General features: G+C 36.0%; 19 protein-coding genes. 6 read left to right on the top strand and 13 right to left on the bottom strand.

The window, feature by feature from the left end; all coding sequences use genetic code 11:
- Positions 1-42: 42 nt before the first annotated feature.
- From Q0983_RS20680 to nhaC, 10 genes are all read right to left on the bottom strand, one after another.
- Complete coding sequence (locus tag Q0983_RS20680; protein ID WP_299557193.1) at positions 43-1,995, bottom strand: hypothetical protein; 1,953 nt, start codon at positions 1,993-1,995, stop codon at positions 43-45.
- A gap of 421 nt (positions 1,996-2,416) precedes the next feature.
- A complete protein-coding gene (locus Q0983_RS20675) occupies positions 2,417-3,082 on the bottom strand; it encodes a hypothetical protein (RefSeq protein WP_299557191.1) in 666 nt (221 codons plus the stop codon).
- 183 nt (positions 3,083-3,265) lie between these two features.
- On the bottom strand, positions 3,266-3,844 hold the full coding sequence (locus tag Q0983_RS20670) for a hypothetical protein (protein WP_299557189.1): 579 nt from the start codon (positions 3,842-3,844) through the stop codon (positions 3,266-3,268).
- Between the two features lie 5 nt (positions 3,845-3,849).
- On the bottom strand, positions 3,850-4,257 hold the full coding sequence (locus Q0983_RS20665) for a hypothetical protein (protein WP_299557187.1): 408 nt from the start codon (positions 4,255-4,257) through the stop codon (positions 3,850-3,852).
- Between the two features lie 73 nt (positions 4,258-4,330).
- Positions 4,331-5,032 carry a hypothetical protein gene (locus tag Q0983_RS20660; RefSeq protein WP_299557185.1) on the bottom strand — a complete coding sequence of 234 codons (702 nt, stop codon included), beginning with the start codon at positions 5,030-5,032 and terminating at the stop codon, positions 4,331-4,333.
- A 138-nt stretch (positions 5,033-5,170) separates the two neighbouring features.
- The gene (locus Q0983_RS20655) at positions 5,171-6,139 is read right to left on the bottom strand and encodes a hypothetical protein (protein WP_299557183.1); all 969 of its coding nucleotides are present in this window, start codon (positions 6,137-6,139) and stop codon (positions 5,171-5,173) included.
- A 384-nt stretch (positions 6,140-6,523) separates the two neighbouring features.
- On the bottom strand, positions 6,524-6,781 hold the full coding sequence (locus Q0983_RS20650; protein ID WP_299557181.1) for a hypothetical protein: 258 nt from the start codon (positions 6,779-6,781) through the stop codon (positions 6,524-6,526).
- 126 nt (positions 6,782-6,907) lie between these two features.
- Entirely contained in the window at positions 6,908-7,216 is a 309-nt protein-coding gene (locus Q0983_RS20645) for a thioredoxin family protein (RefSeq protein ID WP_299557179.1), read from the bottom strand.
- 95 nt (positions 7,217-7,311) lie between these two features.
- Positions 7,312-7,956: a peroxiredoxin gene (locus Q0983_RS20640; RefSeq protein ID WP_299557177.1), complete on the bottom strand. Its 645-nt coding sequence runs from the start codon at positions 7,954-7,956 to the stop codon at positions 7,312-7,314.
- Positions 7,957-8,101: 145 nt separating this feature from the next.
- Positions 8,102-9,589: a Na+/H+ antiporter NhaC gene (gene nhaC / locus Q0983_RS20635; protein WP_299557175.1), complete on the bottom strand. Its 1,488-nt coding sequence runs from the start codon at positions 9,587-9,589 to the stop codon at positions 8,102-8,104.
- A gap of 97 nt (positions 9,590-9,686) precedes the next feature.
- Here nhaC and Q0983_RS20630 point away from each other — a divergent pair, with 97 nt between their 5' ends.
- Positions 9,687-10,709: a metal-dependent hydrolase gene (locus Q0983_RS20630; protein WP_299557173.1), complete on the top strand. Its 1,023-nt coding sequence runs from the start codon at positions 9,687-9,689 to the stop codon at positions 10,707-10,709.
- Positions 10,710-10,954: 245 nt separating this feature from the next.
- On the opposite strand, the gene Q0983_RS20625 is transcribed toward Q0983_RS20630, so the two are convergent.
- Entirely contained in the window at positions 10,955-12,181 is a 1,227-nt protein-coding gene (locus tag Q0983_RS20625) for an aminotransferase class I/II-fold pyridoxal phosphate-dependent enzyme (RefSeq protein WP_299557171.1), read from the bottom strand.
- Between the two features lie 156 nt (positions 12,182-12,337).
- On the opposite strand from Q0983_RS20625, the gene Q0983_RS20620 reads away from it, so the two are divergent.
- From Q0983_RS20620 to Q0983_RS20600, 5 genes are all read left to right on the top strand, one after another.
- Positions 12,338-12,796, top strand: coding sequence for an Lrp/AsnC family transcriptional regulator (locus Q0983_RS20620; protein ID WP_299557169.1), 459 nt, complete (start codon positions 12,338-12,340; stop codon positions 12,794-12,796).
- A 2-nt stretch (positions 12,797-12,798) separates the two neighbouring features.
- Complete coding sequence (locus Q0983_RS20615) at positions 12,799-13,425, top strand: CPBP family intramembrane glutamic endopeptidase (protein WP_299557167.1); 627 nt, start codon at positions 12,799-12,801, stop codon at positions 13,423-13,425.
- Positions 13,426-13,508: 83 nt separating this feature from the next.
- A complete protein-coding gene (locus Q0983_RS20610) occupies positions 13,509-14,036 on the top strand; it encodes a hypothetical protein (RefSeq protein WP_299557165.1) in 528 nt (175 codons plus the stop codon).
- Between the two features lie 5 nt (positions 14,037-14,041).
- A complete protein-coding gene (locus Q0983_RS20605) occupies positions 14,042-14,743 on the top strand; it encodes a hypothetical protein (protein ID WP_299557163.1) in 702 nt (233 codons plus the stop codon).
- Complete coding sequence (locus Q0983_RS20600) at positions 14,719-15,519, top strand: histidine kinase (RefSeq protein WP_299557161.1); 801 nt, start codon at positions 14,719-14,721, stop codon at positions 15,517-15,519. Before Q0983_RS20605 ends, Q0983_RS20600 begins: the two co-directional genes overlap by 25 nt.
- A gap of 431 nt (positions 15,520-15,950) precedes the next feature.
- Here the strand turns inward: Q0983_RS20600 and Q0983_RS20595 are convergent, their stop codons facing one another.
- Positions 15,951-17,375, bottom strand: a complete 1,425-nt coding sequence (locus Q0983_RS20595) for an aldehyde dehydrogenase (protein WP_366141039.1) — start codon at positions 17,373-17,375, stop codon at positions 15,951-15,953.
- 246 nt (positions 17,376-17,621) lie between these two features.
- On the bottom strand, positions 17,622-18,320 hold the full coding sequence (locus tag Q0983_RS20590) for an RluA family pseudouridine synthase (protein ID WP_299557160.1): 699 nt from the start codon (positions 18,318-18,320) through the stop codon (positions 17,622-17,624).
- Positions 18,321-18,346: the final 26 nt, after the last annotated feature.

The raw sequence follows: 18,346 nt of genomic DNA, 5'->3' as shown, positions 1-18,346 counted from the left end.
GAAAATCCTCGCGGATTTTCAGAAGTAGGCGAGAACCAGCAATTACTTATATCCATTGTTAGCAGCAGTTTTTTTATTTATAATTATATCATCCTCAATCTTTAACAAAGTAAGAATAATTATTTTGAGTATTAAATAATAATCATTTTTGTGTTTTTGTTCAGATTGAGTATTTGTTCCATGTGAATACTTGTTTCTTAAATCATAACCATTTGTATATATCTTTTGGTTTAGATAGAAATTAAGATATTTTACTTCTTCTTTAGAAAACAAAGTGTTTTCGACAAACAACTTTTTTTCCTCTATTAACAAGTCAATTTCGTCTCTTACGAATTTTGGATAATGCCAATAACTCAATAATTCATTTCTATGAATTTCTCTAATGATGTATATAAAAGTGATTTTATCTATTTCTACATTATTTTCCTTATTGATTCTTAGATAACCGTCTTTAACTAAACTTTGAATTGTATCTTTTTGATAGTTTGCAAAATCCTCGATACTAACCGTTTCCTGTGTTAGTAAATCAAACAGATTAGTATGTTTTGTTCCAAAAGTTTCTGTATAGTACATATGACTTTGGTCTGAAAAAAATATGTGTTTGACCTGTAGAATTAGTCTGTCATTAGAATAAACATACTTTATGTTATTTTGACTGGTAATTTGACTAAATCCAATTGGTTTAGAACTTACTTGAAGAAGCTCAATATCAATAGTACCTTCATCAGCCAAATTTTTATATTGTTTTAGTAAAAAATCAAAATCGGGTAAAAGAGTACGAATTTTGTCTAACGCAGGTGAGTCTGAAACTCTAACTTGAAATATTAAATTATTTGGTTCAAGAAATTCGTTTAAATATGAAATAAATGAATTAATTATTTGCTCAATTCCGCTATCTTTTCTTTTCAAATAATTTTCAATGAGATGTAACTGTAAAATAGAAAGCATTTCCTTTCTAGTAAAGACTTCTCCTATATCATACTCATTTTTTGATTTTAAACCCATTACACGCTCCATAACGTCTAATTCACTTGCTTTGCTCACTAAGTAGATTAATGAGGTTTCATCAGTATAACTAAATAGGTAACTAAACACTTTAAATAAATCAACTTGGTTTTCAATTCCATCTAAGTATTTTTCGCTGTAAATAGCTTCAATTAATCCTTTTTCATTTTTAAATATTACAGGCTCATCTTGGTCTTTACTCAAGCCACCTTGAACTCTGATACTCCAAGTATGTCCTTTTTCTAGTATTTCATTGTTTTGTTCTTCAGCTTTTTTCTTTGCTTTGTATCTAGTCTTGTCAGAAAGCTTTAATTCATTTGAATCTTTTGATTTTTGGGCTAGCCTTACATAATTTAAGTTGGAATCTTCACGGTCTAAGTAAGCACTTATAATATTTTCTTTATCTGATAAACTAAGGCTTTTTGGGAAATAAAATTTAGGTGTTTTTTTGTCAGTTTTCTTTTCTTCAAATTGAGACAGTAAAATTTCAGCGGAATTTTTATATGTCAGCAAAAAATCTCTGATTACTTTATTGAATTTTTGAACAATATTCTTTTGTGGCAGTATGTAATTTATTTGGGATGAAAAATTTTCGAGGATACAACTAAATGTTGGTTGAGATATGTTTTTATAAATGCTTAGTTTATTGATTAACTCCCAAAAGTTATTTTTATATCGATATTCTAAATCGTTTATAATTTCCTCAATATTTAGGTTGTTAATTTTTAAAAACCTGTTTTTTAACGATAACCAATTTTCCTCTACAATTTGATTGTACTTTTCTTTGTCTGATTCACTCCATTTGGTTAAAAATAGGTCGTTATCAAAATATAGTTTTATGTTGTAGAATTCAAGTAAATCATTAAGTGTAAATTTATGTTCAGAACTAAAATTGTTTAATAATTTCTCTGCTTTAATCAGGTTATGACTTGTGGCTCCATCCTCTTTTGAATAAAAGACTATTCTTTCTATTTCTTTTCTTGATTTCACATTTTTCGTCAAATTGCTGCTAACGGTTAAGTATACGCTAATTACGCATATTTCTTCTTTCTACTACTTTTTGTAACCACTTGTTTGTCAATTTGTTTTTTGTTACCAAGGCTTGTTTTGCAATACTTTAAAGAGGCTTACCATGTATTTTTATTAGGCATACTAATTTAACTAAATTTCCGACAAATTCAATATATGGTTATAAAAAAACCACTTCAAAAGAAGTGGTTTTCTATACGTGTTTTTTTGCTTCAGTCAGGTATCAATAGACCCCGTGACACGCCCAAAAAGTTTCGAAGTTGAAAACTTCGAAGAACTGGATTGAATCTTTGGTTTTGTATTAATGGTAGGAGTTACAAACTTGCATCAGCTAGGGATCGAGATTAAACCAAGAACACTTGTTTTTTAACTCAGTTCTTTGTTACCTGCTGGCTTTTCTCTTTTCAATTCTATATTTGTCCATACCACAATCGGAATTTAGTATTTCAACTTCTTCTCCGTTTTCTACTATAAATCCAATGAATTTATCTTCATAATCTTGCCAAGTTCCGCCAATAGGTGTTTCTCGACAAGTCTCCACTAAACTAAATATTTGTTTACCTCTCTGCATTATCATTCCACCTGGTTTGGTTCCGATATTCAATGCTTTAATACGTTCAACAAATTTCTTTTGAGCTAATTGGTATTCAGCTGGCTTTTCTTTAGAGGTCATTTTTATTGAAGCAAACGTTTTGAAGGCATTCAATTCGCTATGATAGTTGGCAACAAAAAGAATGAAATGCTCATAACTATTAGGTTCACTATTTTTTGGATAATTCTTATTCGAGTAGGCTACTATATTTTTAAGTCCAACGTTGTCAAAAATTTCGGTATGCTTTGGTTTATTCAAATCAGAAGCATCAAAAGAGTGCATTCTCAAATGATCTTTTAGCACCTCTTTCACAAAAAGTTCAGCAGATATGAAGTAGTCAGTATCTAGTTCCGATTCGGTTTTTAATTCAGTTTTAGATTCTTTAATTGGCTCCGAATAATGTTCAGTTTTTTGTTTTTTAGCTTTTTCATTGCAAGAGCAGAGAAGCAAAACCATTATTGTCAATATGTTGTATCGGATTATCATTTTACAGCTTGCAGGTAACGATTTTGTATATGAAAAGTAGTAGGCTTAAAACACAATGGTTTTTCGGTTAAAAATAAAGCTAGCAGAAAGAACCAAACCTTTGGTTTAGCTCTTTATCTGTTATTTTTTATGTACTGCGTTGTAGGTAGTAATTTATTTTGATTTAAAAGTTATTTCACTCATATTTTGTTGCCTTAACAATGCTTTTATTTGATAATTTTCCTTTTCCCAAATAATATATAATGGGCCTTCTTCAAACGTTCCTTCTCTTAACTCTAATTCACTTTTTCTCAAATACTGATTAAAACCATGAATATCATCATTTTCAACACCTTCGCTAATAACATTTCTTTTTTTAATAACCAATATACTACTTGGTTCTCCATAGGTTTTATTAAAAGCATTGTAAAATTGACGATTTATTAACTTTTGGAAATGAACGTTAATAGATATTATTGTATCATTTTTATCTGTTTCGATAAAAAGATTAATATATGGCATGCTGAAATAATCTTTTATTTCATAATCTAGTAGCTTAAGTAAATACTCAGCATTACTATAAAATTTAACTTCTGTGTTATGTATTTTGTAATTAGTTTCACTAAAATCATTTTCTATAGTTGCTTCCGCAACAGAAATGTGTTTTCCTAATAAGTTTTCAAACTTAATATTATCCATACCACATGAAATCAAAATAAAAAATATTGTTAAATTAATTTTAATAATATACATAATTTTTAACAATTTGTTGATGCCCCAAAGAAGTTACTAATGAATGGTGCTGGACTTGGAATTGGGAAAGGAGCTATTGGGCTTGCAGTACCCCCTATAAGCCCCATTTGTAATAAAAGATTGCTATTAAAAAAAATGCGTAAATTATGAGCAGTAATATCGGGGTTAGTCTCATTTTCCCTACTTCTATAACATAGATTTCCTTTGCCTGACTTTATTGAAGTATTATAAAAAAACCTACACAATTTGAAGAATTCTTTGTTCGATTTATACAGAAGTTCTTCATTTTTTTTATTAATAATATTATCATATTTCCCTTTTTTTATTCTTCTTAATTCCTTGTCATAATTGTATTTATTTAGCGATTCAATTAAATCAAAATCTTTTAATGTTGATGTTAACAAATTCTCCATAAATTTTAATCCTAAGTATGAATTCTCTTTGGTTGCACACAACGGTTTTAGTAAACGGTCGTTTTAATGCCGCTTACTTATTATTAGGCACTTTCATTTTTATTGCCAGAGATAATGCATGAATCTTTGCTGATTCTTTTTTTAGTACTTCAACAGATTGCGATAAACTCTTGAGCTGGTCAAAAGTATTCTGTGCATCAAAAAACTCTGGATTATCAAGGCTATTCAGCACTTCTTCTAATCCTTCTACAGAAATTTCTCTCCAATGAATAATTTCAGCAACAGAAAGTGAAATTTTCTCAACCCATTCATGTGATTTATGGTTTGGATCATTCTGATAGATTGAGTATAACTCAGTTATTCTAGTAAAGAGCATGCCGTTTATTCTCAAACCAGATTTATACTTAGTTCTGATTTCCTTGATTTTTAGCGTATCATTATTAACCGCCCCATTTATGAGAGAATTAACTATTTCATCCCAAGCTGAAGCCAGCAATTCAGATTCTTTAGCCATGTATTCAGCGTAGTCTACAACTTCTTGATGAGTACTTTTTCTACCCCTAGATTCAAGATGTTTTTCTATGGCTTTGTAAAATATTTCTACTTCTGCATTGTCCTTTGGTTCAAGATTAAATACTTTAGAAATTTTATCTATTGAGTCCGTAAAGCTTCCAATCGCGATAATTACGGTTCCAGCTACAAGTATTATGCTAAGCAACTTATTCTGCTTAAATTTCAAAATTATCTTATCATATGTTGTACTATTTTTGGTCATTTTGTGATTGTCTCTAACGGTTTCAGCTATGTGTAGTTGCTCGGGTTGACACTTAACTTTGCAAGTACGCACTAAGTTGTAAATTTCTGCGGAATTTCCAAAATAGGCAAGAATAAGCAATTACTTATAGCCATTGTTCTATGCAGTCTTTTCTACAATTTCTTTAATTTTCTTTTCAACTTCGGATTTATTCGTAAACTGAATCGTATAAACTTTGCTAAACTTATCTATTTTGTTAAAATCCCGAATTCTACTTGCACTTAAAGTCGTGAGTTCGGTATTATAAATAAATATCCCGATTCCTCTTGTTCCGCGAAGTTGTAATAAAAAAGATTCTATAGATTTTAAACCAACTTTACTTGCTCTTAAAACTTTTACTTCAACAAAGTACTTTCGTTTCCCCTTTCTAAATTCAAAGTCAAATTCTCTATCAGTTTTATTAAATGAATTTGGATTTATATCATACTTGGATTTTTCTAAAATGCTCAAAATATCTTTTTCAATTTTCTGATAACCAACAGACATAATTGTTGCACCAATTTCTGTTTGAGCCTCTTTTAATTCATTTTCTATTTCCTCATCCTTACTTTTTCGAGTTAAATAATTTGCTCTAAATGAAAAATACCCTCCAAGTAATGCGAGTAAAGTCCCTAAAATTGACAAAGCAGAAGAAATCCATTTAGATTTGCTCTGTTGTAGTTTCTCAGGTTCCTTATCATTAGTTTGAGGTAAGTTAGAAGTTAGATTTTCAATTTCCGCAATTAATTTTCTTCTTTCGGTTAGAGGAATGAATTTATCTTCCATAAATGATTCCTCTGCTCTTAAAAGAAACCATTTGTCTGAATTTTCAAATTTTAGATTAGCTCCAACTTCTTTACTTCTTATTAGTGCTTTTATTTCTTTTACAGAAGCTATAGAATCTGAATAGACTAACTCTTTAATTGATTGAATTACTTCTTTCGAAGCGTTGTTCAGTTTTGCGTTTTGAGATTCCTCTATATAATCTGGAATGTAGAAAATACCAAAATACAGGGTTGCGAAAACTCCGAAAACACTAAATATGTTTCCGAAATTTTTTAAAACCCATTTCCGTATATCATTTCTCATATAGTTTTGTCAGATTGCATAGAACGGTTATATAAGCAGCAATTATGTATATTTCTTTTATATGTTTTTGTTTTCAATTATCTGATTATAAGTATTTTGTTTGTTAGCTGCAAGTACCAAAAATGTTTTTTACAACAATAAGTAACGCTTTTATAATAATTCACTATACTCACGAATATAGCTGAAAATTTCTACAAATTCAATTCTTTGCAATAAAAAAACCACTTCAAATGAAGTGGTTTTCTATACACATTTTTTTGTTTCAGTTAGGTATCAATAAAACAAGAATCTCCGGAACCTTAAAGAACTTTTGGTCAAATAAATAAGATTCTTCGCTTCGCTCAGAATGACAGTGCGTTCAGAAGGACAGTTCTGCTGAAGTGGTCAGGTATCAATAGACCCCATCACACGCCCCATAAAGCTATTTAAAGCCTCCTTTTTAGGCGTACCGTCTTTGGTCATCTTGTTAACCTCCAAAGCACCGTAAAGGTTAGACAATAACTCGCCAATCACATCCAGTTCTTCATCCTTTAAAGAGGACACTTCAGTTAAGGACTCTAAAGTTTCAATGGTTTCTACCACAAAATCTTCGTCGTTTTCCTCGATGAAAGTGGTTAAATGTTTTATTACGGGTAATTTCATAAATGATATTTTATTTATCATTTCCGCGCCCGCCTGGAGAACGGACAGGAAAGCGGAAATCTCTTTTTTTTGGTTCTCGATACATCACGCTTAATGGCGTGACACTCGAACTGACATGAGTTATTGTTATGCTACTTCTTCAACAAGTGCTTTTAAAACATCAAACTTGTTGGTCTGTACCTGGTTTACAAAGGCACCATTTTTAAAAGCTGCGAATGTCGGTAAATTATCCACCGTGGCTAATTTTCTGGACTCTGGAAACTTTTCAGCATCGGCAATGATAAAGGTAACGTCTTCCAGTTCAGAAGCCAACTTCTTTACTTTAGGTTTCATAATGCGGCAATTGCCACACCACGAAGCAGAGTATTGAACCACCACCGTGTCGTTTTCCGTTACCAGATTTTGCAGGTTGTCTTGTTCTAATTCTTTTACCATAACTGTAATATTACCGTCTTTGCGAGTGGAACGAAGCAATCTACTATCATTAAACAGATTGCTTCACTTCGCTCGCAATGACGTTTGGGATTTCTTTAGTTCACGTGCGCCGCTAAATACTCAGCTACACCGGCTCTGTCAGCGTTCATAGCATCTTTACCTTCTTCCCAGTTAGCCGGGCAAACTTCACCTTTTTCCTGTACATGCGTTAAAGCATCCACCAAACGAATGTATTCCTGTACGTTTCGGCCTAATGGCATGTTGTTGATACTTTCGTGTTGTACAATACCGTCTTCATCAATGATGTAGGTGGCTCTGTAAGTCACGTTATCACCGTCAACAGTTACCACACCGGTCTCTTCATTGTATGTTTCGTTCGTAATATCTAAGATCCCTAAGGTAGAGGCTAAGTTTCTGTTAGAATCAGCTAAAAGCGGATAAGTAACGCCTTCAATACCACCGTTATCTTTTTCCGTATTTAACCAGGCAAAGTGTACTTCAGGCGTGTCGCAAGAAGCTCCGATTACAATAGTATTTCTTTTTTCAAACTCCCCTAAAGCGGATTGAAATGCATGTAATTCTGTTGGACACACAAAAGTGAAATCTTTTGGATACCAGAACAATACTACCTTTTTCTTGTTGTTAACTGCTTCCTCTAATACGTTTAATTTAAAAGTATCGCCCATATCGTTCATTGCGTCTACGTTTAAATCCGGAAATTTTTTCCCTACTAAAGCCATTTGTTTTTAAAATTTTATAATTAATGATTTTGTTTTCGAAGTGGCAAAAATATACAGTTACGCAACAAAAACAAACAGCTGTAAGATTTTAAATACTTATGTATTCATAGTATTTATTTATGCTATCTGAAAATGAGTAGGTTAGCTATGCTTTAGCGGTCAATTGCTTTATTTTAATTGAGAAGGCTGCAAAGAGCAAGGTTGTAAACGGACTCAACCAGTTAAAAATGGCAAAGAAGAGATAATCTATCACGGGAACCCCCAACACACCCGATTGGTAAGCCCCGCAGGTATTCCACGGAATTAAAACGGAGGTTACGGTACCGGAATCCTCTAAAGTCCTGCTTAAATTTTCAGGTGCCAAACCTTTATCTTCATAAGCTTTTTTAAACATTTTCCCAGGAACTACGATGGCCAAGTATTGGTCGGAGGCCGTCACATTCAAAGCCAAACAACTGGCCACCGTACTGGCGAACAGGCCAAAGGTTGAAGATGCCAGACCTAACAGGGCCTGACTGATCCTGGATAGGGCACCGATAGCATCCATAACGCCACCAAAGACCATAGCGCAGATAATTAACCAGATAGTGCCTAACATCCCGCTCATACCACCCGAAGAAAACAGGTCGTTTAAAACAGGGTCTGAGGTTTCCACAGACGCATCCACGGTCATGGCATTCATAACCCCTTTGTAAGCCGAATGAAAGGTCAGGGAATCCGTTCCGGCAACAGTTGCCACAATACCCGGTTGAGCAATGATGGCCGCAATACCGCCCAATAAGGTGCCCACCAAAAGCGCTACCAAAGGCGGTGTTTTTTTGATGATCATATAGATTACTATAACGGGTACTATAAATAACCAGGGCGAAATATTAAAAGCCCCATTAATAGCGGTGAGTTTATCCGAAATATCCGGGGAGCCTGTAGTATCAATATTAAATCCGATAATAACAAACACAAGGAGCGTCACGGTAATGGTGGGAACCGTAGTTAAAGCCATATAGCGAATATGGGAAAACAGTTCACCACCGGCCATGGCAGGAGCAAGGTTCGTAGTATCACTTAAGGGCGACATTTTATCACCAAAATAGGCGCCTGACAATACAGCACCGGCAGTCATGCCTACGGAAACATCCAGTGTTTTGGCAATACCCACTAAGGCGATGCCTACGGTAGCAGAAGTGGTCCAGGAGCTTCCGGTGGCAATGGAAATAATGGCACAAATGATCACACAGGCAGCCAAAAATATAGTCGGATTCAAAATTTGCAAACCGTAATAGATCATGGACGGAATGATACCGCTTATCAACCAGGTACCGGCCAAAGCCCCAACCATAAGCAAGATCAAAAGGGCTCCGGTGGTGGATTTGACATTTTCGGCCACTTCATCCAGCATTTGCCGGTAAGATACTTTGTTGAAAAACCCAACAATGGCAGCCACAGCTGCGCCTAATAATAAAATAAACTGGTTACTGCCGCTTAAAGCATCATCTTTAAATACAAAGAACACATTGTAAAAAAGCATGCCAACCAAAGCAAAAACCGGAATGAGCGCCTCCCAGATATTAAGTTCTTTATTGGTAATGATATTTTCGTCCTGGGGGTCTCTGGGTTTTATATTTTGGCTATCCATGAAGCGTTTTTGAAATTTTCAACGTAATGTTACGACTTTAGAGCCATGTTTGCAAATAGAAATAGTTCTGTACATTTGCTTCGGTTTTAGATCATCTATGGATTCATTAACGCAAATTGTTTTAGGTGCTGCCTGCGGCGAAGCGGTCTTAGGCAGGAAAATAGGGAACAAGGCCCTGCTTTTCGGAGCTATTGGCGGGACCATTCCGGACCTGGATGTTTTTGTTGGAAGCTGGATCCATGGCAATGAAATTGATGCCATGTTGTTCCACCGCGGGTTTATGCATTCCATTTTGTTTTCTGTGGTGGCTGCCATTATTTTAGGCTGGATCACACATAAATTATATAACACCGGAAAACGACTACATACAACCACTCAAAAGGATTGGAAAAACCTATTCTTTTGGTCGCTGTTTACACATCCTATCCTGGATTGTTTTACACCGTATGGCACGCAGTTATTTGCTCCGATAAGCAATTACAGGGTGGCTTTCAACAATATTGCCGTAGTGGACCCCATTTACACCTTACCGTTTTTATTATGCCTGATCGTCCTGATGTTTTTCAGAAGAACTTCAGTTAAAAGGCGGTTTGTTTTAAAGCTGGGCATTGGTATAAGTTCGCTGTATTTGCTGTTCACGTTCGGGAATAAACTGTATATGGATACGGTGTTTAAAAAGTCCTTGATCACCAATAAGATAGATTTTAAAAGAAACTATACGCAGCCCACTATTTTTAACAACATTCTTTGGTATGGCATTGCTGAAACCGATTCCACTTATTGGGTAGGCTATTACTCGTTACTGGACAAAGACAACCTGTTTTCAGATTTCAGGGAGCTGAAAAAAGAGCGGGCACTCTCACCGGATACCTATAAACGTGTTGGAGACCTGGCCTGGTTTAGCAATCACTACTACAGCATCTATAAAACAGGGGCAAACGAATACCTGTATAACGATTTACGCTATCCGATCACCAGTGAGGAAAACTCGAACTCCTCGGTCTTCAGGTTTGTGTTGTACGACGATAACGGCGAATTGAACATGAAGCCCTTTGAGGGCACCGAAGATAATGTCTCTGATGCCCTGAATGCCCTGTGGGTACGACTAAAAGGTAAGTAAACACCCCTATAGAGCTACGCTCGGTATCTTCAATGAAAATATATTTTCACTTCAATAATCCTCAAGGGGACAATTTTGCGAGTAACATTCCTCCCTTGAGATTAACGAAATCAAAGTACACCTTTGATTGAAGTTAGAGAGCGAAGCTTTTGTTAAGGAGGGTGTTTATAAAGCAAAACGTTTTGTTAACCGATAATCTTGTGAAATACGGTTTTGCAGTTTTAGTTAAATCAAGTTCACCTAAGCTAAGCTACTTTCGTTACTTCTTCTGTTGATAAAATGCCTAATTCTTCCATACAGCTTCGCATCATGTTATAGGTGCGTTTGATGTCGGCATCCAATCCTATGGAGAAGCGTATCAGGCCGTCGGTCAATCCCATTTGTTCCTGTTCTTCCAAAGGAATTTCAGAGGATGTAGACGTTCCCGGCGCACTGAACAGGGTTTTATAAAAGCCTAAACTAACGGCTAAATAGCCTAAATTCTTCTCCTGCATCATTTCCATGAGTTCGTTGGCCTTGTCTAAAGACCCCACGTCAATAGTAAGCATGCCTCCGAAACCATATTCGGTATTCATCATGTCCTTAAACAATGTATGTGATGAGTGAGACGCTAATCCGGGATAAACGGTTTTAAGCCCGTCAGCTTCAAATTTTTCAGCAAGATAAAGCCCGTTTTTGCTATGTTGTTGCATTCGGATGTGTAAGGTCCTTAAGTTCTTTAGAACAGACGAGGCTCTTAAGCTATCCATAGTCACACCCAATAACATGGAAGCGCCGTCATTAACGTTTCGCAATTCGTTTATAAAGTCCTGGGTACCGCAAACTACACCACCAACCGTATCACTGGAGCCGTTGATGAATTTTGTTAAACTATGGATCACCACATCGGCACCTAGTTTGGCAGGAGAAATGGATAAGGGTGAAAAGGTATTATCTACCACAAGCTTTAAATCATGGCGTTTGGCAATAGCTGCGAGCCCTTTAATATCAGCTATTTCCAAAAGCGGATTACTAACCGATTCACAATAGATCATTTTCGTGTTCTCAGTAATGGCAGCTTCAACAGCCTCTAAGTTTGTGATATCGACAAACGAGGTATTGATATTTAATTTCGGTGTAAAATTCTTTAAAAACGCATAAGTACCTCCGTAAATGGTTCTGCTAGACACCACATGATCTCCGGCGTTGCACAATTGTAATATAACCGAAGTAATAGCGCCCATGCCTGAGGATGTTACATTAGCGGTTTCCGTACCTTCCATAGCGGCTAAAGCTTCTCCCAAATACAGGTTAGAAGGCGAGGAGTGGCGCGAATACAGGTAGCAACCATCGGCGTTACCTTCAAAGGTATCGAACATGGTTTTAGCTGATAAAAAGGTATAGGTTGACGAATCTGAAATGGAAGGGTTCACCCCTCCGAATTCTCCAAAATATTGCAGATCCTGAATATTGTTTGCGGGTTTGAAAGACATAACATTTGATTTTGCTAAATCAAATTTCGGGATAAACAGGCAAAAAATCAATGATAATAAAAAAATATAGAAAATAAAACTATTAAAATGGAATATATTAGAAAAAAAATATAAAACTCAATCAATTATCTGTATATTTATGAAAATTTTTCAATTATGGTTTTTGATGCCACCGATAAAAAGCTTTTAGGGTATTTGCAACAGGACAGTAAACAGACCAATAAAGAACTTTCCAATAAGTTAAACTTGTCAGTTACAGCGGTTTACGAACGCATAAAAAAACTGGAAAAAGAAGGTTTTATTGACGGTTATATAGCCCTGGTCAATAAGGATAAAGTGCAAAAGAACTTTATCGTATTTTGTCATGTCAAACTGATTCAGCATAGCCAGGACTATGTCTTTAGTTTTGAAAGGGAAGTGGCTAAATTAAATGAGGTGCTGGAGTGTTATCATTTAAGTGGTGATTACGACTACCTCCTAAAAGTTTTGGTAAAAGATATGGCAGCATTTAGAGAATTCATGGTAAAAAAGTTAACAACCATCAATCATATTGGCAGTACACACAGTATGTTTGTTATTAATGAAGTTAAACACACTACGGCTATAACTATGTAACCATGAAGACTACTATTTATAAAGGCCTTGAGTTTTTTATCATTTTTGTTTTAGTGCCTGTTAGCTTTACTATAAACTATTCGTTTCGGATAAAAGGTATGATCGGGCTTATAGGGTTTGTTTACGTTATTTACGTCTTGCTTAAAGTAGAAAAGCTTAAGTTTAAAATAGCACCAAACCTGGATTGGAAGCGCTTTTGGAAGGCCACCGTGTTGAAACTTCTAATCATAGTAGCCATTACCACGCTTTTTGTATGGGTGACGGACAAAGCCGCTCTTTTTAATGTATTGCTTAACAAGCCTAAACTATGGGTTATTATTTTGTTTATATATACGTTTCTGTCAGTATATCCGCAAGAGTTGATCTACCGTACCTTCTTTTTTCAACGTTACCGGGATCTGTTAAGGAATGAGACCCTGTTCCTCTTTTTAAATGCCGTTATTTTTTCTTTGGGGCATATATTCTTTAAAAATGCCCTGGTGATCGTACTGACGTTTTTAGGTGGTTTATTATTTGCAATCACGTATAAGAAAACCCAATCTACCTTATTGGTTTCCATAGAACATGCTGTTTACGGGTGCTGGTTGTTTACTGTTGGCATGGGGAATATGTTAGGATTTCCCGGCTAGGTAATTTTCACTAATTCTTACAGGGAATTAAATCTTTTTACTATTTTTAAAGAAACTATTATTAACCAATCAAAGATTAAAGTATGAAAAATTTACGACCTCTCATTTTGGGGATTATTATTGGGGCATTGGCAACTTACTTCTTTTGCCCAAGGCAAGCAGGTGATGATGCCTCAACCGAAACAGTAAAAGTTATTAAACCAAAAGGCGTTATTTCTGTGGCAGAAGCTACGGCTTTAAATGACAATTGGACACAATTAAGAAAATCGATTATTGATTCTATCACAGAAAGCAGGGTAGGAAAAGAAGATTACAGATGGGCCTGGTGGTCTATAAAGGATATAGAAGATTACATTGCCTTTTCAAGACATCAAACTGACAGTCTTGGTTATAGTATGAATGGGCTTCGTATGTATTTAGGAGTCTATGGAGAAAATACCGAACAAAATAAAAGGGGTTTGACTACTATGTTTATAGTGCCTACGATTAGTTCTACACAAAAGGCTAGTATGGGTTTATTTAATATCGCTGTGCAAGAAGGTGGTGGGAATTGTCATGACTGTTTACCGATGAATAATGGTACAGGCGGACAAGGTGGCTATCCACAATAAAGTTAATGAATGATTTCTTATTAGAATACTACAATAACATCACGTTTAGTGTAGAAATTTTAGCAGCTATTATCGGTTTAATACTTTATAAAAAGTATAGCTTAACAGCTGCTAAATTTTTTATCTGGTTTTTGGTATACTTAGCTTTATGTGATTTTTTGGGAAGCTATGTACATTATATAGAGGATAGCTTTCTGAGTTTTTTGGAAGGCACTAGACTAGTTAGAAATTTTTGGTGGTCCACATTGTTTTGGAAAATCGGAGCTATTCTATTTTTCGCTTTCTATTACTATAGAGTTTTAGCTAAAAAAAAATTTAAGCGAGTCATTCTATATAGTGGTTATTTATTTTTAACATTTTCTGTTATTTATATACTCTACAATTGGGATGACTATTTTATACGTTTTTTTCCAGTATTAGATGTTTTAGGGGCAATCATCATTTTCTTATGTACTGTTTTTTATTTTGTTGAAGTTTTACAAAGTGATAGAATATTATCATTTTATAAATCTCTTAATTTTTACATTAGTGCTGCTATTTTTATTTGGTGGCTGATTATAACACCATTGGTGTTTTATGATATTTACCATTCTGAAATGGATTGGAATTTTATTTTTTTGAAGTGGCAGATCTATTTATTTGCTAACATTGTTATGTATTTAACTTTTACCTTTGCTTTAATATGGTGCAAACCGGAGAACGATTAGCCAGTACAGCGTCTGAACGCTATTTGTTGGTGTATATGATTGCTGTTTTAGTAATTATCACCACCCTGGTTATTGTATTTTTTGTGGTGTTTTTAAAGCGCAAGAACAAACTGTTACTTGACAAAATAAAGCAGGAGCAGGATTTTGAAGAAGAAATTGCCCAGGCCCAAACCGAAACCCAGGAACAAACCCTAAAAAATATTGGCTGGGAATTGCACGATAATGTGGGGCAGTTACTATCGTTTGCCAGTATGCAGTTAAGCATTTTAAAAATGGGGGCACCTGATGATATCAAAGAAAAATTCAAGGATACCTCCGAGGCTTTACAAGAAAGTTTAAAAGAAGTACGGTCACTTTCCAGGACTTTGAACAACGAAGTCGTATTGAATATTGGTTTTGAAAAGTCGGTTTCCAACGAGCTGGAGCGTTTAAAGAAAATGAAGTTTGCCTCGGCAACCCTTCAGAAGATAGGTGAGAAGCGGCCTTTTACCAATAGAAAGCACGAGATCATTTTATTTAGAATTATCCAGGAGTTTTTATCTAATTCGGTAAAATATTCCGAAGCGGAAAACCTTAGTGTTACGTTAGATTATCAACCGGAGCACATTGTGATCACGGCCAAAGACGATGGTAAAGGCTTTGATATGGCTACCGTAGAAAAAGGCGCAGGGCTTTTAAATATGAACAGCCGGGCCGCTTTAATTCATGCCGACCTACAGCTAAGAACAGAAGCCGGTAAAGGGGTTGAAATGGTGATACATTACCCGTTTGGCTAGTGTTTGTTTTATACATTTAAGAACAAAGACAAAAGACAGAAGACGGAAGACAGAAGACCGGTGACAGAGGACCGATGACAGAAGCTGGAAACTAAGGTTGGAATTTGTTTTTTGGGATTTGGGTTTTGAGATGGCTTGGCGTCTTTGCGAGGGAATTCAGTAGGCAGTCGCAGTGTTCAGTGGGCAGTCACAACACCACGACTTGAAATTTGAAATTTGGTATTTGAGATGCCTTGGTGCCTTTGCGTCTTAGCGAGAGGATTCAAGACCGATGACCGAAGACGGAGGACGGAAGTTGAAATGGTGATACATTACCCGCTTACATAAAATACTTAGTGTTATTTGTTGTCATACTGAGCAAAGCGAAGTATCTCATAGATATAATTTACAATAGATTCTTCACGCCATGGTATGCCGTTCAGAATGACAGTTTACCCAAACCATTTAAACATCTTCTTCATAAGGCTCAGCTTATCCTTATAAGGCGCATAGCGCACCGGCGGATCGGTCCAGTTGCCACGCTTTACAATGGCTTTGTCATGCGAAAAAGTGTCAAACCCCAATTTGCCGTGATAGGCACCCATGCCACTGGCACCAACGCCTCCAAAAGGTAAACGGTGATTCCCGAAATGGATCAATAGGTCGTTGACCACACCACCTCCAAATTCAAACTTCTTGATGGTGTTTTCAACAAAGGAGGTATTGTTTGAGAACACGTAAAACGCCAGAGGCTTTTCAAAGTTCCGGATGATATTTTCAATAGCTTCTTCCGTATCATAACTGAGAATAGGCAGTATGGGACCAAAAATCTCATCAGACATCAAGGCGCTATCCAAAGCCGGTTCATTGACTAAAGTAGGGGCTATGTAACGATCTTCCATATCTATGTCCCCTCCAAATATAATGTCCGCACCTTCAAGGGCTTTTGCCAAACGTTCCGTGTTTCGTTTATTAATGATCCTAGGGAAATCAACAGATGCCTTAGGATCGTTACCGTAAGCCCGGGTAATTTCCTTTTTCAGCATGTCCAAAAGGGGGGCTTTTATAGTGTCTTTGACTATAAGGTAGTCTGCAGCAATACAGGTTTGTCCGCCGTTGAGAAATTTACCCCAAACGATGCGTCGGGCTGCTAATTTCAGATCAACCGTATCATCAATGATACAGGGCGATTTACCCCCAAGCTCCAAAGTTACCGGTGTTAAATGCTTGGCGGCGGCTTTAGCCACAATTTTACCTACGGGAACACTACCTGTAAAAAAGATATAATCCCATTTTTGGGCCAGTAATTCCGTAGCCACATCAACAGCACCCTGAACAGAAGTCGCCACCTCTTTTGGGAATACCGTGTTTATTATTTCAGAAACCAGTTTCGAGGTGTTTTCTGTTAGTTCGCTAGGTTTTAGGACGACGGTGTTTCCGGCGGCAATGGCCATGATCACAGGTTCAATGGTTAGCAGGAACGGGTAATTCCAGGGGCCAATGATCAATACATTGCCATAAGGTTCTTTATAAATATAATCTTTGGAAGGATAGGTAAGTATGGAAGCTTTAACGCGCTTCGGCTTTGCCCATTTTTTAAGGTTCTTAATGACCAGGTTCAACTCTGAAAGCACCAACCCGAACTCACTTAAATAACTTTCAAATTCCGGTTTTCTGAAGTCCTTTTTTAAAGCATCGTAAATAGCCTGTTCCCTGGAAATAATTTCTGCCTTTAAAGCCTTTAATAATTGCAGCCTGTAAGCAATGGCTTTGGTTTTTTGAGATTTGAAAAAGGTGCGCTGGGCTGAAAGTATGTCCGGAATGCTGTTCAAAGTTTTTTTTATAAATATATTAAATAGTTCCCGATTGTACTTCACTGTCACTTTGGTACTTTGACCAGAGTCTTTTAAACGGTCTAATGATTAATATAAATTTTAAAAACACCGTAATAGTATTTCTGTTTTTGGCTCTCCTCTTAAGTTTAAGAGGAGAATGAATTTCAGTTTCCAAAAAGAAACTGGAAGAAAGCCAAGATTTGTTTAACCCTCCGAATCCCGATTATTATCAGGATTCACCTCCCTTTAAAAAAAGGGAGGAGCCATTAAAAATATCAAACTTATGGACTATATACAAGCGTCCCAAACCGGGTCTTTCGGTGGAGGAGCCATAACGTTAATCTGCTCTTTGGAAACCGGATGTACAAACTGAATTTGCCTGGCATGCAGGTGAATACCGGCATCTTTATTGCTCCGGTCCGCACCGTATTTTAGATCGCCTTTAATCACGCAACCTATAACGGATAATTGCGATCGGATCTGATGGTGCCTACCCGTCTCCAGATTGATTTCCAGTAAAACATAATGATCCAGTTTTTTTAGGGTTTTATAGTGAAGTACGGCCTTTTTACTGCCCTGAACTTCCTTTAAATGGGCATAAGACTTGTTGTTCTTAGGATTCTTTTTAAGCCAGTGAATGAGGGTATCTTCTTGCTTTGGAGGGGCATTTTTAACAACGGCCCAATAGGTTTTTTGAATGGCTTTGGTAAGAAATAATTTGTTCAATCGGGTCAGGGCCTTACTTGTTTTGGCAAATACTACAATACCGGTTGTTGGCCTGTCAAGCCTGTGAACGGTGCCTAAAAATACATTGCCGGGCTTGTTGTATTTGTCTTTGATATAGGCTTTTACAATATCGCTAAGCGGTTTGTCACCGGTTTTGTCTCCCTGTACTATATCTCCGGCCCGTTTGTTAACAATGATGAGATGATTATCCTCATGTAAGATTTGAAGGTTGTTTTTATTTGATAATATTTTTTTAGTCAAAACTTATAAAAGGTAACTATGAGGGC

This window comes from Seonamhaeicola sp. (assembly GCF_028281565.1).
Classification (GTDB): Bacteria; Bacteroidota; Bacteroidia; order Flavobacteriales; family Flavobacteriaceae; genus Seonamhaeicola.
Note: the sequence above shows the minus strand (reverse complement) of the source record. Positions and strands in the feature narration are given on the sequence as shown.